Here is a 23,286-nt window from a genome sequence, read left to right as displayed (position 1 = left end):
ATATTGAATCGACATCAGGTGTCGCCGCTGGTGGTCGGACTGGTTTAACTTCCCTAACAGTAGCTGTACTGTTTATTCTCGCCGCTTTCTTTGGGCCGCTCGTTAGTGCTGTGTCAGGACTTTCCGCCATTACCGCACCTGCGTTAATCATTGTCGGTAGCCTGATGATGGGCAGCATCGCAAAAATTCGCTGGGATGAACTTGACGAAGCCTTCCCTGCGTTCTTGACAATTCTAAGCATGCCGCTTACTTCCAGTATTTCAACGGGGATTGCACTCGGTTTCATCAGCTATCCGATTCTAAAGTTAGCAAAAGGAAAATGGCGTGAAATTCATCCACTTCTTTATGTTTTTGCCATCTTATTCTTTATTCAACTCGCCTTTTTGCAGCATTAAACGGGAAAAACTCTCTATTATCAGATTCAGGGAGTGTCAGGCACCATTTATGCATATACTGTATAAAAACTAATTCAGGTGATCTAAGTTGAAAAAGCTTGTTTTTATTCGTCATGGTCAAAGTCTTTATAATCTTGAAAATCGTTTTACTGGTTGGGTGGATATTGATCTCACCGAAGATGGCTATAATGGGGCACGGGAGGCAGGAGAAATTTTAGCAAAGCATGGATTTACCTTTGACGTCGCTCATACTTCTGTTCTCAAACGTGCGATTCGGACGCTATGGATTCTGCTTCATGAAATGGATTTAGTGTGGATTCCCATCCAAAAATCCTGGCGGTTAAATGAAAGACACTATGGAGCCTTGCAGGGGATGAACAAAGACGAGATCATTTCACAATACGGAGAAGAACAGGTCAATGAGTGGCGGAGGTCAGCCAGTGTCCGGCCGCCAGCCATTTCTCAAGAGAAACACGCATGCGACCAATCCGACCGTAAGTATAGAGGAATCGGCACAGAAAATATCCCTCTAACAGAAAGTCTGCTCGATACCGAAAAACGCGCATTAGTTTATTGGCAGCAACAGATTGTTCCTGACTTAATAGAAAACAAACATGTCATCGTCTCCGCACATGGAAATACGTTACGGGCACTAGTAAAATATCTTGATCACATCCCTGATGATGGCGTGGCAAGTCTAAATATTCCCAACAGCATTCCGCTCGTCTATGAGTTGGATCATGACCTGAAACCAATCCGCCACTACTATCTGCACCATGATGGAGAAGTAGCAGACGGCACGATACCGCGACATATGGATTTGGATCATCCAGAAAACTACGACTGGATTGGTTAAAAATAGAAACGAAAACTAGAGACAATCATCCTGATACAAAAAAACATCTAAATTATCGCATGTAGTAAAAAGCGACGATAGGATGCAGGTTAGTCTTTAAAGCCCTGCGAAAAAAAAGAAGAAACCACGATTATCTTGTCTGATAGATTTCCGTGGTTTTTTCATTTATCGATATAAGGTGGGTGGATTAAAAGCTCCGCCTCCTCCGATTATTCCTTCATACTCATAAAGGGAGGCCTTGGATGGGCCCTTCGCTTCTTCAATATAGTTCACACATTATACATATAACATTTTTTTGACTAAAAGAATGAGGCAGAACGTAAAAAGGCAGAAAGTGTTTACTCTCCGCCCAACGTTTAAACCTAAATCTCAGAATTGTCATTCATATTTCTTAATTTCATGTTTAATAAAACACCCAGATACTATATGATTATTCTATATTTTAATTTGTAGGGTCTTCAGCCGGTTTAACGCATTCATAAGGCATTATATATTATGAAAAAAAGTCATCCGATACTCATTCAAAAACTAGCAATGGAGGGTGAAAAAAATGGGTCAGAAAACACTAAAGGAAGAATTACTTTTTGAAAGTTTACCAACGGCGGAAAAAGAAATCGCTTTAGATAGCAATCAATCTGAACTCCAAAAACAACTTTCAATTATTGAATTAACGACACGGGACTTGGCTATCGCCAAAACCATCCAACCATTTTTAAACGAACATTTGGATTTGATTGTAACCAACTACTACAACAGTATTCAATTAGAGCCTTCACTAAAAAAAATCATTAACGAAAATTCAACAGTAGAAAGATTAAAAGTCACTTTAAAGAAACATATATTTGAGTTATTTGATGGGAAAATTGATGATAAATTTATTTTGCAAAGAAATCAGGTTGCCCATGTTCATGTCCGGATTGGTTTAAAAACAAAATGGTATATGGCTGCTTTTCAAAGTTTATTTACAACTATCGTTTCCGTCTTACAACAGTATATTGCAGATTCGAACGAACTTTTAGAAGCCATTAATGTGGTATCTAAACTATTAAACCTTGAACAACAGCTTGTATTGGACGCTTACGAAGAAGAAATGGAACGAATCAAATTAGAAGAACAACAAAAGAAACAACTTCGAGAACGAGTTACACATACAGCCGCAGACTTATCTGTCATTACTGAGCAAACAAGCACTTCTGTATCCCAACTGACTCAAAAGACTGAATCATTGGTGGATTTGGCAACTTCAGGTGTTCGTTCAGCAGAGAATGTCCAAACTCGCTCTATGCAGGGAAAAGAGCGGATTGATCAACAGCAAGCACAAATGGATAATATCCTAGTACATACCCAAGATATTACATCGGAAATTAAACACTTAGAGGAAATTTCAGCTGAAATTAAAGAAGTTTTAGGTATTGTAAAGGGAATTGCTAATCAAACCAATCTTCTTTCTTTTAATGCAGCCATTGAATCGGCCCGGGCTGGAGAACATGGTCGTGGTTTTGCGGTGGTTGCAAATGAAGTCCGAAAATTAGCCGAACAAACGAAGCTTTCTGTTTCTAATGTGACCGAGTTAATTCAAAAAACAAATACACAAATAATAAGCGCCACCTCTAAGACCGTTCAAGTGAATGAACTGGTTCAAGATGGGTTCCAAAAGATGAATGAAATTGCTGATTTCTTTAACCAAATTTTAAATGAAGTGAATCAAAGCAAACAACAAAATAAACATATTGAGAACGAATTGGAATCTTTCGCCGGTTATTTTGAGGAAATCAACAGTGCGGTTGGCAACCTTGCCAATACATCTAAGGAATTAGCTCAAATCGTCCAAGATTTATAAGAAAAAGCGAAGGCGTCTTGCCGCTAGGGCGCTGGAGCTGGACATTTCTCAAAGTCAAAATGCTTTCTTATCCTTTTAAAAAATGGTCCATCTCATTTATCGACCGAGATGGACCATTTTTTATTTTTTATACCTACTAAACAATCGCTTCACTCGGCTGTTTTGCTTCATGACGCTGCTCCTTAATTAGGAAGCAGCCAATTAAACCAATCAGCGAGAACATGACGGGAATAATGAAACCGTAAAGGTATCCAATAGTAGAAGAAGCAAGTTGAAAATGGTCTAAAACCTTGCCAAAAATAATTGGCAGAAGGACGGCACTTAAAAAGCCGCCGGTATTGGCAAATCCTGATACGACACCGACTTCTTTGATATCAAAGGACTTCCGCACAACCGCAAACGTTAACGAGCTGGCACCATTTCCATATCCCATGACTAGAAAAATGATCACAAGCATAAAGTATGGCGGCTTGCCACTAAAGAGAAGAAAAGCCACCCAGCTAGAAAAAACAAACAGATGCACAACCAAATAGGGACGTTTAATAGAGTCCAGGCGGCTTGAAATCCAGCTTGTCAGCGGTGCGCCAATAATCGCCCCAAAGAGACCAATCATAATAAGCTGACTCGCATCCGACCGGGTCATTCCATACACATGCATTCCAAATGGAACAGCCCACGAGCCGATAAATCCAACATATGTACCCACAACGCCAAAATGGCAGAAGAATGTCGCCCATGCCTGACGCTGGGTAAACATACGCCGTAAGATCACAAGCGTCTTTTCCTTCTTTTTTTTCTGTATACCCGTTCCAGCAGCATCATGTCTAAATAGCAGTTTCGGCTTCCTCACCAGTACATAATAGAGAAGAATTCCGCACAAACATAACAAAATCCCGGTTGTTAAAAATGGGGCTCGCCAACCTGAAAGAGCAATCCATGCTGAAAATGGAACGGTTGCCAGTAGGAAACCAAAACTCCCGGATACAGCCGCAAAGCCAAGTAAGCCCACAAATTCCCTTACTTTAAACCATTGGCTCAAAATGATAACCAAATTGACCCAAATAGCCGCATCTCCCGCTCCCACTAATAATCTGGCAAGAAAAAGCACAAATTCATTCTGGGCCAGACTATAAATGAGTGTGCCTAGTCCATTAAGTAACGTCCCAACTACCAGGAACAGATTGGGGCCGTAACGGTCAGATAAAATCCCGATTGGAACTTGCAAACCTGCATATGCTAAAAATTGAATACTCGTCAGTAAGCCGATGGTAGAGGCAGTGAGGCTGAAATCGTTCATCAATTGATCTGTTATTAATCCCGGTGCTGTTCTTTGACTCACAATTAAAAAATACGCAAACAAAACCGTGGCAAAAACAACCCATCTATACCTGCTAATTTGTTTTTCCAATGTTCTCTACTCCTGTTAGCTTTTATCTTCATTACATTATACGTTATTTTCCTTATATGATTTTACTAATTTTTGATGGAGGCGTTTTCATTTATAATTTCTGAAAAATAAAAAAAAACGCTCTATCTTCGACAAAATTTGTAAGTATGAAAGACAAAAAGTGCAAATTTATAGTACAATAGGTAAAGATACCCATGTTTCTTTTATAACCTCTGTTCTAGGTCCAATTTGCACAAAGATAATGATAAACCTCAAATTTCATGAATAAGGGTGAGAGAGATGAAAGTAATCAATGGACAAAGCCTAGTCATCACTAACAACAAAAACAAACCACTCTATTTTTTTATTAAACAATTAATCGATAGTTTAGTTTGTCTTTGTTCATTAATCATCCTTTTCCCCTTATTGATGATGGTTGCTATTTTCATTAAGCTGGATTCTCCGGGTCCTATTTTTTACAAGCAGGAGCGGACCGGGTTGAATGGAAAGTCCTTTTTCATTTTAAAATTTAGGACGATGCAAATCGACGCTGAAAAGAATGGACCGCAATGGGCAAATCTAAATGATTCGCGAATTACAAGGGTTGGCTATTTTTTACGCAAATATCGGATTGATGAAATTCCTCAATTTATAAATATCATCCGCGGAGAAATGTCAATTATTGGCCCTCGTCCAGAGAGGTCCATCTTTATCAAGAAGTTTGAAAAGGATATTCCTGATTTCCGCAGGCGCCTTCAGGTAAAACCTGGAATTACAGGATGGGCACAAATTAACGGAGGATATGAGATTGATCCAAAGGAAAAATTAGAGTTGGATTTATACTATATACACCATTTTTCAATTTTACTAGATTTAAAGATTATCTTGAAATCAGTTCCCGTTATTTTATTCGCCAAAGGATGGAGATAGACAGTGAAGCGGATTCTTTTTTACGAAAGCCGTCCAGAATGGGGTGGAGCGCAAAAATGTGAGCTGGAACTTCTTACTGCGCTTGATCACGAATCGACAGCAACGTATTTTGTGACTTCAACGATCGGGCCGATGAACAATCGTATTAACGCTGCGGGTAAATCGGTGACGCTCATTCCCATCCACAATAGCGTAGATAGGATTCGAAAAGGACAAGTGAGAACCGGGGCATTTTTTTTCATATCGCAAGGATTCAATATGCTCCCACACTTCTTTAAGGTTATTTCCTTTATCCGAAAGAATCGGATTGATCTTGTCTATACGAGTCAATTCCGCTCCCAGTTAATCATGGGCTGGCTGGCAAAAATGCTAGGACGAAAGGTCATCTGGCATATCCATGGTGAAGAACAACTGAATAATCTCTTAGGAAAAATAAGTGTAGCCACTGCCGATCAAATAATTGTCGTCTCTAAAACGTTATCAGAGCGATACAAAGAACAATTCCCAAAACAACAGTTCAAATTCAACGTTGTTCATAATGGAGTTGACCTAACAAAACCTGAACGAAAAGAACCAAATCCTATATTTACTTTAAGTATGGTCGGAACGATTATTGAAGGAAAACGACAGGACCTTGCCATTTTAGCTGTAGCCGAGTTAATGAAATTGGGCTATACGGTTCAGCTAAATATTATCGGCGAAAAACCCACATGGCATACGGATGATTATAAAGATTCCTTGCATGAACTAGTGACTCACTTGAATCTCAAAAACTCCGTTAACTTTCTTGGATGGATGGAAAATCCATGGGAGCCATTAGTAAATTCAACTGTTTTTGTTTTACCCTCAGACACAGAAGGATTGCCGCTTTCCATTATTGAAGCCATGTCTCTAGGGCTGCCGTGTATTTCCACCAATGTGGGCGGCGTACCGGAATTAATTGAGGATGGAAAAACCGGTTTTATCATCCAGCCGGGGAGTATTGAAGAACTAGTCGAAAAACTAACGCTACTTCTCGAACATCCCGCGCTTTGTGAACAGATGGGACTGCAGGCACTAGAAAGGTACGAGAACCATTTTACGAAGAAATCATTTGTTAAAGGAGTTGCAGGTGTCATCAACACCATTGCCTAATGAAAATCCTCTATTGTCTAACTGGTGCGGATATTGGCGGGGCTCAGAAGCATTTACTTTATTTGGCTGATTGGTTTTCTAAAAAAGGACATGATGTCCATGTGGTTCTTGGTGAAGATGGTCCTCTCATAAACGAACTTGCAAATCAAAACATTGAGACCACTGTGATTCCGATTCCAAGAACCATCAAGTTATCGAAGGATCTCAGGGCGTTATGGAATTTGTTTCTTTTTATTAAAAAAGGAAACTATGATCTTGTTCACTCACACAGTTCAAAAGCGGGCATCATCGCCAGGCTAGCTGGTTTTTTAAATAGGATCGATAAAAATATTTTTACTGCCCATGGCTTTGTCTTCACAGACCCAACTTTATCAATGAAAAAGAAAAGCTTTTTTCTATTGCTTGAGAAGGTATTCAGCTTGGTATCTACCGATATCATCACGGTGTCTTCCTTCGACTTTCAGCAAGGTAAATCCCTCGGGATTAATGAGAGGAAAATGTCTGTCATCCATAATGGCATTCCCGATAATAACATTATTTCTTCTGCCGATTGGGAAAGCAAGCAGCAAAGGCTTCGCGCTTGTGATACAAAGGTCATTGGCTTTGTCGGCCGCTTTGCCTCTGAAAAGAATTTGGATATGCTCCTTAGAGTGGCTACACACTTTATCGGTCAAGATGTGAAGTTTTGGCTGATTGGCGATGGTCCGTTGTATGGTCATTATCAAAACGAGATTAAAAAGCGAAACCTCGAATCGATCATCAAATTAAAAGGAAATCAGGACAATGTCCTCGAATGGATGGATCAGATGCATGCCATGGTGATCACCTCCCATAAAGAAGGGCTTCCCTACGTCTTGCTTGAGGCCTGCGGCAGGGGACTTCCCGTCATCAGTACGGATGTTGGTGGGGTCAAGGAAGTAATCGACCCTATGGGAGCCAATAATTTCCTAGTTGAGATTAATGATGATGAAGCCATGTACCAGCTGCTTACTTCATTACTAGCAAATGACTTATATCGTGAGGAAACGGGGAAGTATTTAATAGAGATGGTGGGCAGGTTTACCGTGGAGCATATGTGCACAGAAACAAGTAAGGTCTATTTTGGCTAGGAAAAAGGAAAAAGGAAAACGATATCGTTTTCCTTTTTTATTAATTATTTGTTTGAGTTACCATCTCAAAAATCTTCATATCTTTAATCCAAACTTCGCTTACTTCTCCCCTTAAATCAATACCCCTTACAACAAAAAAGGGTCCTAAATCGGGGTGTTTTTCATTGGTACGCTTACTTATACTGGATATTTGTACCATTCTAGTATTATTTAATACAAAGTCAGTAACCTCTTTATCTCCGACTGTTTGGTCTTTAGAAGGATTTGGGTTTGCTTGTTCAGTATTTTGTGTGGTTTTCCCACTATTAGTGCTTTGAGGTGCCTTATCTATCTTTTTATTAGTTTGGGATGTCTTATTCCCTTTATCAGTACTTTGAGTTGTCTTTTTTTCTTTACTAGTACTTTGCGAGGTATGATCCGCTTGATTTGTGTTTTGAGATGCCTTGTTTGTTTGATCCGTACTTTGCGTTGTCTTCTTCTTTTGATCAGTGCTTTGGTTCTTTTCAGTTGCTTTATCGGTACTTTGAGTTGATGCAACTGCCTTCTTTTCAGCAGCATTCGACTCTTTCTCTTTCCCAAAACAGCCGCTTAAACCAATTAACGAAAACGATAACAGCAAAACTAAGACGATTTTACTATAACTCTTCACCATATTCCCCCCTACTAAAATTTTCTAACTAACTAGATTATAAACTTTGAACCCGCTTACATCAATGATAATTGATGACAGTCTTTTTAAATCGAGCGGTGACAGGCATCACTTTTTCCCATATAATGAAAGAAGTAAGAAGATTTTGGTTTTTGGAGGTAGTTCTTTGGTCCCGTTGTCGCTTAAAAGGAATGTATCTTATATGTTGATAGGAAATTTAATTTATGCATTATCCCAGTGGGGGATCATTATGGTACTAGCAAAATTAGGATCTCCTAAAATGGTTGGGGGATTTACGCTAGGATTAGCGGTAACAGCACCCATTATCTTAATCTTTGACCTTCAATTACGTTCTGTGTTAGCAACAGATACAAAAGAGGAATTTTCATTCCGACACTATCTTGCCCTTAAAGGAGTAAATAGTTTCCTAGCCATACTTGTGCTTGGAATCGTTATCATAATAGGTGGATATAAAGGCAAAGCTGCCTTTGTTATTTTTCTAGTGGGAGTAGCAAAACTGATAGAATCCGTTATTGAACTTCATTATGGACTATTTCAAAAACAGGAAAGAATGGACATAATTGCAAAATCCCTTATTATTAGGGGATGCACGTCACTATTCATCATTGCATTACTTATTACCATTACAAACAGTCTTTTGATCGGGGTAGCAGGCTTCTGTTTATCATGGTTATGCTTATTGTTTATTCTTGAAGTCCCAAAGGCAAAGAGAATGGCAGCTTCCCAGTCGTCCCCATTAAAACTCGTGTCGGTAAAAAAGCTTTTTCTTACCAGCTTTCCGCTTGGGTTAGTCATGATGATGATGTCTCTTTATACAAATATTCCACGGTATGCAATCGAACATGTGATAGGGACGGAAGCTGTCGGCTACTATTCTGCCCTATTTTATATTGTGACAGCAGGTAATCTAGTGATTAATGCCATCGGGCAAACGATTAGCCCGCGATTGGCCAATTATTTCACCAAGGAAGAGTACATACCATTTTCAAAGCTTTTAACGAAATTTGTCTGCTTTGGATTCATTTATGGGTCGGCTGGTGTCTTACTTACCCTTTTGATAGGGAAACAGGTACTTGGAATCATTTACACGCAGGAATATGTGCAATTCCAAAAGCTTTTTGTTTTACTGATGATCGCCGGGACATTGATGTATGCAGGTTCTTTTTTTGGATTTGCGTTAACGGCGATGAGGAAATTCTCAATCCAACCGATTCTTTCTATTTTATGGGTCATTTCAACCATCCTGCTAAGTTTCCTATTAATTCCAAGCTATGGATTAACAGGTGCGGCCATTGTGACCATTATTACAACTGCAATACAGCTTTTTACACTTGCGCTAGCAGTGATGTGGTATCTCCATCAAGCGAAGAAACAACATCAACTAACAGCCTATGCCTCTAACTAACGGAGTGATATCAATGACGAATCGAGTTCTTCATGTGTTTACTGCCATGAATGTGGGCGGCGCCGAAACCATGATTCTCAATTTATACAGAGCGATGGATCGGGAAAAAATTCAGTTTGACTTTTTAGTTCATTCGGACGAGGTGGGCTATTATGAAGAGGAAATCCTAGCCTTGGGAGGGAGGATTTTCAGGTTGCCTAACCCGCAGTTAAAAAATCTACGAGCCTATCAAAAGCAATTATTAGAGCTTTTAAGATACAACCAATTTTGTGCGGTCCATAGTCATACACATTCTTTTAGTGGTTTCATCTTACAAGCTGCTAAGAAGGCTTCCATCCCCATCAGAGCCGCTCACAGTCATACCACCTCTGATGGGAAAAAGGAGACACTTTTTCGAAGATTCTATCTATCATATATGAAGTGGATACTTCAAAAGAATACAACACATCGCTTTGGATGTTCTATCGCAGCTGGAGATTCACTGTTTGGAAAAAGTGCTGATACGATTGTTTTACCAAACAGTTTCAATCTTCAAGAATATGAACTTCGTTTGCTGGAAAATAGTTCCCAACCAAAAGATACCATTATAATTGGCCATGTTGGCCGCTTTGACACCGTCAAAAATCATCCATTTTTTTTAGAAACATTCTATCATTTTAAGAAAAAACATCCGAACTCTTCAGCCGTACTCGTAGGCGATGGTCCGGAAAAGGATAAGATTCAAGATTTGATTTATGAGTTTCAATTACAAGATTCCGTGAAGCTGCTAGGAATCCGCTCGGATATTCCAGAAATATTGAGCACATTCGATGTGTTTCTTTTTCCTTCCTTCTATGAAGGGCTAGGCAATGTTGTCATTGAAGCTCAAGCTGCTGGCATCCCCTGCTTAGTATCAGATACTGTTCCGAAAGAAGTCGATTTAGAAATGAGCCTCGTGACCTTTAAAAATTTAATGATTGGCGCAAAGGCATGGGCTGAGGTATTAGCAGAAATGAGTGAGATTAAAGAAAGACCAAGCTGGGATGAACGAAAACTCAAACTGAAAATGTTTGGGTATGACGTTACGGAAAACTCAAAATTCTTAGAGAAAATTTATAGTGGATCCTAATATGAAAATAATTAATTTTATTCTATTTACCGTCATATACTTTGCTGCTTCGATAGTGCTAATGGGGAATCAATATCGTCCTCTTACAACAGAACTGATCTATGTAAGATATGCACTCATTTTATTTAGTTTTTCCACCATCATCATCATTTATTTTAAAAAAAATGGATTAACCAATATTCGATTTCCTTCCTTTTTATCGATATATCTATTTATTATTTGGATATTATTTAGTGTATCAATTATTCTATCAGAAGTGATTCATCAATCATTTCCTTTTCAAGGATTGTTTTTTTTACTTTTTGTCCCTTTTATTTATTTTTCAGTCATGCCCTTTTTAACAAAAATAGGGGGTCCTGTGATTCACCAATCATTATTTGCCGCCAATTTGTTTTATTTATTAATCTCTTTTGTAACTACACGAGTGGAATACTTACCTTATTCAGGAGTTGCAGCAAATCCAAATGGCTTCGGACAAATAGCCGCAATCACAGTGATCTCTGGTTTTTTTATCCTACTATCTCTTCCTAAAAAAAGAAAACTAGCAAAGGTTCTGCTAATTTCAGTACTGATTCTCTCCCTTGCTAGTGTGACTCTTTCGTATAGCCGAACATCTTTTATCGTTGTAGGAATTATCACCCTTATCCTGTCTGTTCATACTATTGTGGTTAAGCGAAATTTCAAACCAATCCTTATTATCATCCTAGTTGGTTTTATTGGATGGTTTTCTCCTTTAAAAGAGATGTTTGTACATGGACTGCTAGAAAAATTCGCTTCGTTAATGGAAGAAGGGAATCTCTTTAATGGACGGACGGGTACATGGCAGGCAGTTGTTAAGGAATCTTCTTTATTCGGGAATGGACAAGACTATTTTGAAGGTTTTATTGAAGGGGCACATAACAGTCTAATAAATATTTTAGGGGTTAATGGAATTATTCCGGCACTTTTATTAACAACTTTTCTCATTTTGGTGATTTTATCAGCATTCCTTCATTATATTCAAAATAAAAAGGATACATTAGCCATTTTTCCATTTATTATCATTGTTACATTTACCTTGTTCAGCATGACAGAGGCAATGTTTGGATTAGTTGGAAATGGCATTACAATCGCATTTTATCATGTTGTAGGTTCATTGCTATTTAAGCAGGATTTAAAGACAGATTCCTGATTTTGATTGATTGTACGACTGCTTTTCATAACCAGTCGTATTTTTTTATTATAGAAAGGTCTTTCTTTTTTGACTTTTCTGAAAAAATATTATACTTCCTATTAAAAGGAATGGATAACGTATTTTAATAGACCAAAATGCAAAAAGCACCTGTATCAAGTTGATATCAGGTGCTTTTTTACTTGTGGTTTAGCTAGCAGGCCAAATCAGGTCTACCCATTCAGGGTGATCGATGAATGGATTGCGATTTCCTTGAATAGATTGAATGACATCGTTTCTGTGCTTTTCAAAGGCATCCGGTGGATCCATTTTGCTCCATTGAAGAAGGACAGATTTCTTGCCGTGGAATGGTGTTGGATACGTATTGACCTTATCAGCAAGTTCAAGATCAATCTCGCCTCCGTCACCTTCATAACGAACAGCCATGTACATAAGCATTCTGGCAATGTCACCTTTAACACGATTAGGTGGCTCAAACGAATCACCATCATATTTACATTCTGCACACTCACCTTGTGGATTGCCGCCATTATCAAAATCTAAATGGCCTCGTGTGCTGTTAACAGATGCATCCGCTGGGCGTAAATGGTGAATATCTGTTCCTGGTCCAACACTTGTCCCAAAATTACCATGAGATTTTGCCCAAACGTGCTCACGATTCCAGTCGTTGACACCCGAACCGAACGTTGTTTTTGCTTGTGAACGGCCCGTGTAAAGAAGAATCACGTTGTTTGGATTGTTTGGATCTTCATCTGTTTTCTTTAATGCTTCTGTAACTTGAGCATACGTTAATTTTGTTTGCGTTTTAATAATATTGTGTAACGCTAGCTTTAGATCAGCACCTGTTTTCCCAGCTGCAGCCTGGTAATAGGCTTCCACTTCATTCCCTGGTCCTGATACAGCGGTTACCGTTACAGTAAATGAAGCACTAACTGTCTTCTTGCCATCATTTGCTGTGACTGTCACGTTTACAGTACCTTCCGTTGCGGTTGGAATGGTTAAGGTAGAACCTTGAATGGTGCCTGCAGTTGCTGTGTATGTTAGAACATCACCATCTGGGTCGGAAAAATGGTCATTTAAATTAATCGAAACGGGTGATCCTACTTTAACTGAAACATTTGATAGTGCTTTTGCTACCACTGGAGCTTGATTCACTTTTGGTGGAGCTATAGGAGCCGGGATCACTTCTCCGCTTACCTTAGTAAATTTAATGTTAGACGTGTCTACACCGTCTTTGACTGTCCATTTTTGAACCTTTTCAACGCCTCTGATTTGACTGATATTCGCATTATCGATGACGACTTCTTTTACCTCATTGCCGCCTAGGTCAATCACAGCACTAGGTGTTGTCGGGCTAAGTGTAATCACGGTGTTCTTTAAGCCTGCGCCACTTAGCTTCGCATAAGAACCTTTTAATACAATACCTTCTGTAATCACAGAATCTGCGCTTACCGTAATATCAGCACCTTCATTGGTTACCGTTAACTTCTTCGTTTTGAAGCCGTTTAAGTTGTAAACTTTTGTTGATGCCGGCGGTGTAACTGGTGGTAAAATTTCGCCGCCTGCCGCTTTTAATTGTGTTTGAATGATTATTGGATCGTGGTCACTTGCACGTCCGTGTACTTCCATGAAACCAGAGTTAATGTGTAAAATGTCGACTGTTGTATTCGGTACCATATTGTTGGTAACCAGGATTTGGTCTAGTACTTGAGCATTACCTTGGTAAGAATAATTGTAACGCTCATTTGCAGGAACTTTGTCGATCATATCGGTCATTTCGTTCCCTTTAGCAATTGCTATGGTTTTCGTGAATTCAAAATCATTGAAGTCTCCTAATAAGACAACATTTGCGTTTGCGTCTTTTGCTTTCACATCTTTAACGAAGTTATTGACAATACCCGCAATTTTATGACGTTGAATTTCACTGCTTAATACTGGCGGCTGGTTTTTACCTAATAACGGTTGGTCTCCGCCTTTAGAGTTGAAGTGGTTGGCCACGACGATAATGCTTTGGCCTTGGAAATCAAATTGAGCAGCAAGTGGCTTACGGCTTGAATTAAACGCAGAGTTTGTTGGATCAATCCGTCCTGGGTTTAATGTTAATTTTCCGTTTGTAAAGCCAACTGCTTGTGTTGATGTACCTTTTGGTGCTCCTGTTGTTAAAGATACGCGGTCTTTATTGTAAAGGAAGGCAACACGAATGTTCCCGCCAGGTGCTCCACCATCTTGATTATTGACTGGTGCGATCTCTGCGTAAAGATAAGTTGGTCCTCCAAGAGCCTTAACCTTATCAATAATTTTTTGAGCACTTTGTGTTCCATCGACTATACCAGTATCTGTTTCACCGTTGTTATCTTGTACTTCGTTTAATCCGATAATATCAGGATTTTTCATTTTATTGACAATTGCATCGCCAATTTTTGTTACCTTATCGTCTGGAGTAACAGTTGAAAAGTTTTCAACGTTATACGTTCCAATTGTTAGCTTGTCAGCTGCTGGAGTAATTTTTGTTGCAGGGCGAACAATTGGTGTTTCCGTTAATTTTGGAAGTGTTGGTTCTTGCGTCATCACTTTAAAGTTGCTGTAACCGTAGTTGACAATTCCCTTAATGGCGCCAGTATAGTAGTCACCCATTTTTGCCCGGTAATTTTTATTTGCTGTAGAACCATTTCTTACATCGACACCAATACGATCTGGATTATAGTCATTATCTGAGATACGTAAACCGCCAGGATTGACGTTGGTTGGATACTCTTTTGGTACCACCCAAACTAATCCGTCTTTTTGCAGCGCAATAACTTTTCCGTCATCAACTTGGACATACATGCCTTCTAGGCTTTCCCAGAAATCAATCGCATCTTCTTCTGGATCAAACGCAGCAAATTGATCGTTGTCAATAATTTCTGGTGGACATATACGGTCAACCCCAAGCTTAATTGGTGCTGGAAGTGGAGCAGTTCCATTTTTCGTAATTGTTGTTGCTTCAATTTCAGTAATCGTTAAGTCTGTTGATGCTTTCTCGGCATAGCCTTCGCCGTAATATTCTGTTACTTTTCCTGTTACTTTTACCCGGTCACCAATGGATACACCGTGAGCGGATTTAAATACTAAGACACCATCAGAAGTGCTATTATCACCGTCACCTACTAGGTCTTGGATGAAGAAGCGACTAGTGCCATCAATATACGTAACAACACCTTCAATATCCGTTACGGTCTTCCCGTTAAAAGGTGAAGTGTGCGATTTACCTTGGATATCATAGATGTGAATCGCACCATCTTGGATCACATAATCAAAGGTTGCAACAGGACTATTGCTCATTCCTGCTTTAACGGCAACTGCTTTAATTGTCGTTGCTTTGTTAATCACGATTGGTTGTGTAAAAGCCGGGCTAGCAGTAGTTGGTACACTACCATCGATTGTGAAGTGAATCGTTGCACCAGCGGTACCCGATGCTAATGTAACTTCTGTTCCTGCTTTTACCATACCAGCTCCTGGAGTGGCTACAACAGATTGAACAATGCTTGTATCTTGAATAATGTCGCCTTCATTACGTGGAAGTAATTGGTACACTCCGTTAAATGCACTAAGGACTCCAGTAATTTCTTCATAGGTTGTACCTGTAATCAGCATTGTCGAGCTTGGCGGGCGAACTTGGAAGCTTGTCCCATCGGCATCTGTAGCTGTATAGTTGCCGCCGGAGAATGCACCGACTGTCACATTTTTTAGTTTTAAAAGTTTCGCTTCTTTACTTTCTTGCAAATCAGTTGCTTTTACTAGTTCAGCAGCCGGAACTGCTCCTGTACCAGTTACCACAATGTTTTCATGATTGGCTTCGATTTCAAGTAGCGTGGAATATTCCGTTAGTTTACCTGATACCGTAATTTTATTTCCTGGTTGAATCGTTGTGCTGTCAGTTGGTGTGTACGCCACAATTCCAGCTGTAGCATCTTGGAAGTAAATTGCTCTTCCTAAAACGGCTGTAACCACACCGCTCGTTTGAACGTTGGATTGTAAAGCCATATCCCTGACTTCCGCAATCGTACTTTCTTGTAAAATGGTATATGCAAATGTAGCGATATCGCTGTTATCTAAGCCAGCTTTAGTGCCAAGTGCTTTGATTGTTGTAGCTTTATCGATTTTAACTGGAGCTTTGTATTCTGTGCTTGTTGTGGTTGGCTCAGTGCCATCTGTGGTGTAGTAAATTTTTGCATCAGCTGTAGCTGTCGCTAAAGTAACAGTTGTTCCAACTGCTACTGCTCCTGCTGCAGGTGTTGCAGTTACATTGGCGACCTTCGTTTCTACTGGTGTCGAACCGCCATCCATGGTGTGAGAACCAAGGAAGGTAAATACATCCTTGCCCTTGTTTTCCCATTCAATTGCTGGGTCAAATGCGTCATCTGGATTACTATCACCAGAGGTAACAGAACTCTTACGAACCAGCGTTTGGTCAATGGTTTTTACTGTTGTTCCCCAATTAACCTTTTCGCCAATTTTTCCGATAACATCAATGATGGTTCCGTTATGCTTTAACACAACAGCGTCATCACCATTAAAGTTAATAACTGTTTTTGCTGCATCCAATAAGTTTGTTTTAGCCACGATTGCTGGATCAGCATCACTACGTGAAATAACAAAAGTGGTTCCATTGGCAAGCTTTGCGGACGGATCCGATGATAATGCCAATTTGAAAGTCGTTGTTGTTGCACCATTAGCGTATTGTTCAAGTGTGTATTCACTTAACTTAACGTCAGCGCCTGTCCCGTTATAAACTTCAATGGCTTTGTTAAAGCTGCTGCCTTCAATATATTCAGAGATGAATAGATCGGACGCTTTTGTAGCTGCTGTGACAGGTTGAATGTAGAAGTTTGGTAACACCAAACTGATTAACATTATGGCTACAAGCAACATGTTAAATTTCTTTTTACGATTTCTAGTCAAAACTGCACCTCCTGGTAGCATATGTTTCGATTATTTTCATATAGGTTAGTAAATTCTCCCAACTAGCAAGCTAGGAGAATTTACCCTTTACTATTTATTAATCTTCAAAAAAAGTTTCGCCTTCAACTGTTACGTTTGAAAGTTCGACCCCAGTGTTGCCTTTCAAAGTAAGGTTGCCTTTTACTGTTGCGTATTCAAGCTTGGCAACACCTGTTACATCAACGATTACGTTTCCGTTGTATACTTTTGGATTTGCTGCTGTTCCACTAAATGATGCAGCTGGAACTACTTGTGGAACTATGTTTACGATACGACCTTCCACTTGAGCATTAACCGTTTTGTTCGGTTGTGCTGCGATGTAGTCGTTAAACATTTCCCAATCTACGAATCCAGGCTCACTTACACGGCCTTCTCCGTAAGCTTTGGCAAACATTGTGAATCCATCTCCACCTTTAGCTGTAAAGATGTTTGTTGCCACATAATAGTGTTTAGTAAGGTCTAAGGCTGTGTAGCTTCCATCCTTACCCTTTACTACGATGGTTTGAATCTTTTGACCAACTGGTTTTGAGCTGTCATAAGTAAATTTCAAACCAGACACTTGTAAGAAACCGCCGAAGGCAGTTGGAGCATCCTTCACACTGTATTCAAGTGCTGCTTTAATTTCATCACCCTTTAAATCCATGATGCCTAAAGCGTTTCCGAATGGTAATACTTTGAATACATCTGCTAATGTAATATTTCCAGCCTTAAGCGTTGTCCGAACTCCGCCACCATTTTGAAGGGCAATGACAGTATCAGGATTGATGGTTTTTGCTTTTGCAAGCATACCGTCAGCAATGAAGTTACCAAGGTTTGTTTCCCCTGTACGTGCAGGAGGATTTCCACCTATTAAATCAACAGCAGCTGTACCAACTACGGTATTTTCCTTTGCCTGAATGGCAGGCTTGTATTTTGTATTTAGAATTTGAGCTGTCGCTGCATCTTCTGCGTACTTGCTAATATCAAGTAATTTACCAGCTGTTTCAGGAATGATTACTTTACCAGCTGCATCAAACGTTACATCCAATGTACCTAAGAACTTGTTGTATTCATTTGCTTGAACGATAACGGTTGGCTCATCGCCAGTTTTATCAAACACAGGGGCATCAAGCTTTGTATGTGAGTGACCGCCAACGATAACGTCGATACCCTCAACTTGTTTCGCTAATTCTAAGTCATTATCCCATACAACTGAATCATCGTAGCCAATATGTGTTAGGGCTATAATTTTATTAACACCTTGTGCTTTTAGGGCATCAACCGATTTTTGTGCTTCTGCGATATAATTTTCGAAGACAACACCGGCTCCAGGACTTGAAATCGTCGGTGTCTCTTCTGTTGTTAAGCCAAAGATACCAATTTTTTCGCCATTCACAACTTTAATGATACCGTTGTAAATCTGGCCGCCTGCAGGGTTATTTGTTGTTAAATCATTATGAAAACGAGATTTCAAATTAGCGTCATTCGTAAAGTTTACGTTAGCGCTGACAAATGGGAAGGAAGCCTCTTTGACAAAGTCAGCTAATACAGCCGTTCCCACATCAAACTCGTGGTTCCCAAACGTCATGGCATCATAGCCGGCTAAATTCATAAACTCTAAGTCTGCTAAACCTTTAAACTCATTGAAATACAATGTTCCTGAGAACACATCACCTGCATCAAGCAATAATGCACTAGGTTTTTCTGCACGAACAGACTTAATAGCGGTCATTTTTTTAGCCACATTAATATTATTCGTCGCATTATCAACGTTTGCATGTGTGTCATTTGTGTGCATAACATTCAATGTAAATTTCTCGTTCGTTTGTCCACCTAAAACATCGATATTGAATTCTGTTGTACCATTTACGGTAAATTCTTTTTGTAATTCATACCAATGATTTTCAGTGCCGAGCCAGATACCTTCCAGCACATAGCTTCCATTAGGTAATGTTGTGCTATAAATGCCATTTGCATCTGTTTTCATGTCATACCATTTTGTATGGTCGGAAGTGCGGACACTGAATATGACGTTTGGTAACACTTCTTTACCTTTCTTTAAAACACCCGTTACGTTCGGTGAAACGACGCCAGTGCCATCTTTTAGCACATCAATGTTCAATTGTAATAAGCCATTAACCGTGAAGTCTTTTTTGAGCTCGTACCATTTTCCTGCAGCACTGTCCCAAATTCCGTCAATGGTGTAAGTACCATTTGGAAGTTTTAATTCAAAGTTTCCATTTGCATCTGTTTTCGTGTCATACCAAATGACTTCGCCAGATTTTGTGTGGAGACTGAAAACAGTATTACTAAATGCTGCTGTTCCTTTTGTAAGTACTCCAGTTACATTGAAAACACCGGCAATATTGATGTTTAATTCAGTTGCCCCTTCAAGTTTTCCGTCCTTCATGGTGAACGTTTGATTGAGCTCATACCATTTCCAAGCTGCTCCGTCCCAAATACCATCTACTTGGTAGCTGCCATCCGGTAACTTAAAGTTAAATTTGCCGTTTTTATCTGTTGTTGCATCATACCATTTTCCATCTGTGCTATGGAGACTGAATGTAAGATGGTTCAATGTTTTCGAACCATTTTTAACATATCCAGTTAGATTCCAAGTGCCTTCAGCTGGATTTAGGCCATCGATTAGTAATTCATGTAATCCATCTACTAAACCATTTTTTATCGTAATAGTTTTACCTAGTGGATACCATGTTGGTGCAACCCAAAGACCTTCAATCTTGTAAGTACCATCTGCTAGATTAAAAGTAAATACACCGTTGGCATCAGATGTGTAATCATGCCATTGATTGGTTGTTGTATCTTTAAGGCTGAATGTGAGGTTTGCTAACGGCTCGCCTCCCAATACTACCTTCCCTTGACCAGCTACTGCACCTGGATCCGGCTGTGGTTCTTGAGTTGAAAGGGCTTCACCTTTAAACTCAATTTCGCCCATGCGGTTAGTTCCGCCAGCTGCAACTGTAGCTCCACCTATTGAGGTATCTGAGTTTTTTAACCATCTTACATGGACTAAATCTTTATCATTTACCTCTTTAGGTAATGCAACATTCGTTAAAACTCCACTTTTCCAGTCCCCTGCTACCACTACCGTAGCACCTGGAACATCCACCCATGTAGTGCTGTCTAAGCTATATTGAACCTTGAAATCTTTTGGTCCTGTACCGGATCCATACTGTTTAGATGATAGAGTTATATTTTGATGGCCCTTAGTTGATATGGACACCTTCCAAAATGAAGGATTAGCTGTCCAAGTATTAGCGTTCGGAACCGAAATCCCTGTTGTAGGGCCTCCCGCATATGCTGACTGAATGACCGCTCCTGTTGTGGACAATGCTTTGTCTAGATTCGCAGCTGTTCCTGAAGTTGCTATAAGGTTCCCCTTACTAAAATCCCACTTCGCCAAAGATACCGGCGTGGTGTCTGCGCTTACATTAAGTGGAATGATCAACGCTAACAGCATAATGGCTGTCAATAGCATGCTAATCCACTTTTTTGACCTATTGAATTGTCGATTCACAGATAAATTCCCTCCAATTCTAAGAATATATAATGTTTGAAATTAAGTGCTTGCTTCTAGTTGTAGAATTCCACTTCTTCCAAACCTTCCCTCACTTTCCATTAGGTATATATTACTATTACTAGTTTATAATTTTTTTTGTCATAATTCTACATAATTCTATGAATATCCCAAACTTTACATCAATTTAATAAATTTACACTCTGTTTCTACCATTTAAAGGTAAATAAGCAATTGTACCTAAGTACAAATGTGAAAGATTACACAATATATTCCTAGTAAAAACGGTGCCTGACATCACAATGGTGTCAGGCACCATTTTCTGTAAGGAAATCATACACAAAGAAATATTTAATAGCTCTCATAGAAAAACTGCCGCATCCAAAAGATGTGGCAGTTTTTTTAGACTCTTATTAAATTCAGCTTTTGATCAGGTTGAAGATAGGCAAGTAGCAGCAAGTCTGCTTCCACTACCCTCCCGACCACATTGACTCGCTCATCAGCGGGCAGGTCATGAAGCGTGATTTGGATCTCTCCGCGATAGCGGCCATAGTGGTCATTATCTCTGGTAATGGATCCGACTGGACGAGCACCAGTATTCTCAGGCACCACCGCCTCAGCACTTCGTGTATCCATCAACCGAAGAACGTCACGGGAAAAATCAGGACGGAGATGGAACTCCCCTTCTTGAAACCCTTCGACTCGAATCGAAACCCGACGATCACGGTCAAACTCCATTAATTTTTCTAAGAGGCCAACACTTATTTCTGGATCGCCGATGTACACATCCTCGACCCCAGCCCGGAACAATTCCAACGCCGCCATAAAGGGATCCACTTCACGATGCATTTCCAAGGTAGGCAGCCCTTCAAACAACGGACCACGTTTTTCTCCGTCTCCTGGAATATAGGCACTAACAGGGATGCCATATCGTTTATAAAGTTCATTTTGTGAGTCAAAAAACAATTCAGCTAATCCAGTTTCACGCCGTGGATAGAAATTATGCCATGCAATCAGCTGATTAGCTGTTAACCCGCCTTCCAGCAAGGCACGTACATCTTCTTCAAACAAAATGCTGGCATTCAAGGCAAGCTTGAAATCCTTCGCCAAGCTCAAAATCGTATCGTGATCAAAAAAGTCATCCAAGCGCAACCCCATTACCCCTAAGGATTTTAACTCAACTAAGCTAGCCAATCCCAAGTGTTCAGGTGTTCTTAACGATACATCCGCATAAACCTCTATTCCTGCTTCCTTCGCCGTCTGTAGCAGCTTTTTCGCGCGGCTGGCTAAATCCCCGGACTCTTCAGGAATGTGAAGCGAGGTAAATGCCCGCTTCACACCCATTTTTCCTGCAATAGCAATCCGTTCTTCTGCACTTGAATCATTCAAGTAAAAGGAAATACCGATCAATCAAATTCACCAGCCATTTCATCTTTGAAACCAAATAGATATGTGAAGGCAAAACCAGCCGCATAGGCGATCAATACCCCTGCTAAATAAAGCAGAACTTGACCAGTTACCACAAGGAAGGCAAGTGGTAAACCGGATACCCCTACAGCAACGGTAGCGACATGAAACGCTGCTTGAAAAGCACCGCCTACGCCAGCTCCTAAACAAGCCGTTAAAAATGGACGACCTAATGGCAACGTTACACCGAAAATAAGCGGCTCCCCGATACCAAGAATACCTGCAGGCAGTGCTCCTCCAATGGCTCTTCTTAAGCGAGTCTTTTTGGTTTTAAAGTATATCGCAAATGCAGCTCCTACCTGTGCTGCCCCACCCATTGCTAAGATAGGAAGAAGCGGGTCAATGCCCGTTGAGTTAATTAACTCAAGGTGTATTGGTGTTAATCCTTGATGTAAACCAGTAACAACGAGCGGCAGGAAGGTTGCCCCAAGGACAAATCCGGCAACTACACCGCCAACATCGAGTAATGAAGTTAAACCTTTTGTAATAATATCGGAAATGAAACCGCCAATCGGCATAAAGACAAGATAAGTTACAATACCAGTAATCAATAAAGCAACCGTTGGCGTTATAAAAAGATCAAGAGATTGTGGAACATAACGGCGTACCCGTTTTTCGACAAGGGCAATAAATATGGCCGCAAACAGAACGCCAATCAAGCCGCCTCGTCCAGGAAGCAACGGCGTACCAAACAATACGATTCCCGCAGCTGCTGGGTTAATGATTAAGATACCTGCAAGGCCCCCAAGTGCAGGTGAACCGCCGAATTCTTTCGCCGCATTGATACCAACGAGAATACCTAAGTAACCAAACAACCCGCTTCCTATTACTGTCAAAATCATGGCAATTTGCGAATCCGCCGCTAACCATCCAGCCTGGATAATCGCTTTTGATACACCTGTAATTAACCCTGATGCCACAAGTGCCGGGATTAAAGGAATAAAAATACTAGAGATTTTTCGTAAAAACAACTTAAATGGAGTGGCATTCTTTTTGTTTATTTCTGCCTTATTACTAGCTGCCTTCTCTTTTAAATCGATGCCACCTGAAGCATCTATTAATTTACCAAACTCTTCTGTCACTCTATTTACTTTTCCAGGTCCAAGAATAATTTGCAATGTCTCTTCTTCAACAACTCCAAGTACCCCGTCAATTTTCTTAATAGCCGCCTTGTTGACAATCGTGTCATCCTTCGGTGTAACACGTAGTCTAGTCATACAATGTGTGTAATGGCCAACATTCTCTGGACCTCCTAAAAGTTCCAGAATCTTTTCGGCTAAAATTTTATTCTCTCCTGCCATGCTAATTCCCCTCTTC

Annotated in this window: 14 protein-coding genes and 1 pseudogene; 9 read left to right on the top strand and 6 right to left on the bottom strand. The window is 40.0% G+C overall.

Features of this window, described 5'->3' with window-relative positions; translation table 11 throughout:
- The 3 genes and pseudogenes from RTR43_RS03585 to RTR43_RS03575 form a co-directional block, all read left to right on the top strand.
- A pseudogene (locus RTR43_RS03585) lies at window positions 1-395 on the top strand (solute carrier family 23 protein); the annotation flags it as partial.
- Window positions 396-483: 88 nt separating this feature from the next.
- The gene (gene gpmA / locus RTR43_RS03580) at window positions 484-1,251 is read left to right on the top strand and encodes a 2,3-diphosphoglycerate-dependent phosphoglycerate mutase (RefSeq protein ID WP_312469710.1); all 768 of its coding nucleotides are present in this window, start codon (window positions 484-486) and stop codon (window positions 1,249-1,251) included.
- Window positions 1,252-1,801: 550 nt separating this feature from the next.
- Window positions 1,802-3,091, top strand: a complete 1,290-nt coding sequence (locus RTR43_RS03575; RefSeq protein ID WP_312469709.1) for a protoglobin domain-containing protein — start codon at window positions 1,802-1,804, stop codon at window positions 3,089-3,091.
- A gap of 136 nt (window positions 3,092-3,227) precedes the next feature.
- Here the strand turns inward: RTR43_RS03575 and RTR43_RS03570 are convergent, their stop codons facing one another.
- Window positions 3,228-4,499 (bottom strand): MFS transporter, encoded by a 1,272-nt coding sequence (locus RTR43_RS03570; RefSeq protein ID WP_312469708.1) that lies wholly within the window; start codon window positions 4,497-4,499, stop codon window positions 3,228-3,230.
- Window positions 4,500-4,778: 279 nt separating this feature from the next.
- Between RTR43_RS03570 and RTR43_RS03565 the strand changes: the two genes are divergently transcribed.
- Genes RTR43_RS03565 through RTR43_RS03555 form a run of 3 tightly spaced genes read left to right on the top strand, consistent with a single transcriptional unit; the run spans window position 4,779 to window position 7,651 of the window.
- Entirely contained in the window at window positions 4,779-5,408 is a 630-nt protein-coding gene (locus tag RTR43_RS03565; protein WP_312469706.1) for a sugar transferase, read from the top strand.
- 3 nt (window positions 5,409-5,411) lie between these two features.
- Complete coding sequence (locus tag RTR43_RS03560; RefSeq protein ID WP_312469705.1) at window positions 5,412-6,542, top strand: glycosyltransferase family 4 protein; 1,131 nt, start codon at window positions 5,412-5,414, stop codon at window positions 6,540-6,542.
- Window positions 6,542-7,651, top strand: a complete 1,110-nt coding sequence (locus tag RTR43_RS03555) for a glycosyltransferase family 4 protein (protein WP_312469704.1) — start codon at window positions 6,542-6,544, stop codon at window positions 7,649-7,651. The genes RTR43_RS03560 and RTR43_RS03555 overlap by 1 nt, the downstream gene beginning before the upstream one ends.
- Window positions 7,652-7,691: 40 nt before the next feature.
- On the opposite strand, the gene RTR43_RS03550 is transcribed toward RTR43_RS03555, so the two are convergent.
- Entirely contained in the window at window positions 7,692-8,303 is a 612-nt protein-coding gene (locus tag RTR43_RS03550) for a hypothetical protein (protein ID WP_312469702.1), read from the bottom strand.
- 61 nt (window positions 8,304-8,364) lie between these two features.
- On the opposite strand from RTR43_RS03550, the gene RTR43_RS03545 reads away from it, so the two are divergent.
- The 3 genes from RTR43_RS03545 to RTR43_RS03535 are packed head-to-tail and all read left to right on the top strand — an operon-like array spanning window position 8,365 to window position 12,005.
- Window positions 8,365-9,726 carry a lipopolysaccharide biosynthesis protein gene (locus RTR43_RS03545; RefSeq protein ID WP_312469804.1) on the top strand — a complete coding sequence of 454 codons (1,362 nt, stop codon included), beginning with the start codon at window positions 8,365-8,367 and terminating at the stop codon, window positions 9,724-9,726.
- Window positions 9,727-9,739: 13 nt separating this feature from the next.
- Window positions 9,740-10,834 (top strand): glycosyltransferase family 1 protein, encoded by a 1,095-nt coding sequence (locus tag RTR43_RS03540; RefSeq protein ID WP_312469700.1) that lies wholly within the window; start codon window positions 9,740-9,742, stop codon window positions 10,832-10,834.
- 1 nt (window position 10,835) lies between these two features.
- Complete coding sequence (locus RTR43_RS03535) at window positions 10,836-12,005, top strand: O-antigen ligase family protein (RefSeq protein ID WP_312469699.1); 1,170 nt, start codon at window positions 10,836-10,838, stop codon at window positions 12,003-12,005.
- 189 nt (window positions 12,006-12,194) lie between these two features.
- Here RTR43_RS03535 and RTR43_RS03530 read toward each other — a convergent pair whose 3' ends face one another.
- The 4 genes from RTR43_RS03530 to RTR43_RS03515 form a co-directional block, all read right to left on the bottom strand.
- Window positions 12,195-16,946 carry an endonuclease gene (locus tag RTR43_RS03530; RefSeq protein WP_312469698.1) on the bottom strand — a complete coding sequence of 1,584 codons (4,752 nt, stop codon included), beginning with the start codon at window positions 16,944-16,946 and terminating at the stop codon, window positions 12,195-12,197.
- A 97-nt stretch (window positions 16,947-17,043) separates the two neighbouring features.
- On the bottom strand, window positions 17,044-20,502 hold the full coding sequence (locus tag RTR43_RS03525) for a 5'-nucleotidase C-terminal domain-containing protein (protein ID WP_312469697.1): 3,459 nt from the start codon (window positions 20,500-20,502) through the stop codon (window positions 17,044-17,046).
- Window positions 20,503-20,904: 402 nt separating this feature from the next.
- Entirely contained in the window at window positions 20,905-21,912 is a 1,008-nt protein-coding gene (locus tag RTR43_RS03520; protein ID WP_312469695.1) for a MupG family TIM beta-alpha barrel fold protein, read from the bottom strand.
- Window positions 21,909-23,270, bottom strand: coding sequence for a PTS transporter subunit EIIC (locus RTR43_RS03515; RefSeq protein WP_312469693.1), 1,362 nt, complete (start codon window positions 23,268-23,270; stop codon window positions 21,909-21,911). Before RTR43_RS03515 ends, RTR43_RS03520 begins: the two co-directional genes overlap by 4 nt.
- Window positions 23,271-23,286: the final 16 nt, after the last annotated feature.

The organism is Neobacillus sp. (assembly GCF_031988165.1).
Taxonomy (GTDB): domain Bacteria; phylum Bacillota; class Bacilli; order Bacillales; family Cytobacillaceae; genus Neobacillus; species Neobacillus rhizosphaerae.
This window is presented reverse-complemented; position numbering and strand designations above follow the sequence as displayed.

Bases quoted from the DNA above. Each gene is read 5' to 3' on its own strand.
- RTR43_RS03575 (WP_312469709.1), top strand. From the start codon at position 1,802: ATGGGTCAGAAAACACTAAAGGAAGAATTACTTTTTGAAAGTTTACCA.
- RTR43_RS03565 (WP_312469706.1), top strand. From the start codon at position 4,779: ATGAAAGTAATCAATGGACAAAGCCTAGTCATCACTAACAACAAAAAC.
- RTR43_RS03555 (WP_312469704.1), top strand. From the start codon at position 6,542: ATGAAAATCCTCTATTGTCTAACTGGTGCGGATATTGGCGGGGCTCAG.
- RTR43_RS03550 (WP_312469702.1), bottom strand. From the start codon at position 8,303: ATGGTGAAGAGTTATAGTAAAATCGTCTTAGTTTTGCTGTTATCGTTT.
- RTR43_RS03545 (WP_312469804.1), top strand. From the start codon at position 8,365: ATGATAATTGATGACAGTCTTTTTAAATCGAGCGGTGACAGGCATCAC.
- RTR43_RS03540 (WP_312469700.1), top strand. From the start codon at position 9,740: ATGACGAATCGAGTTCTTCATGTGTTTACTGCCATGAATGTGGGCGGC.
- RTR43_RS03535 (WP_312469699.1), top strand. From the start codon at position 10,836: ATGAAAATAATTAATTTTATTCTATTTACCGTCATATACTTTGCTGCT.
- RTR43_RS03515 (WP_312469693.1), bottom strand. From the start codon at position 23,270: ATGGCAGGAGAGAATAAAATTTTAGCCGAAAAGATTCTGGAACTTTTA.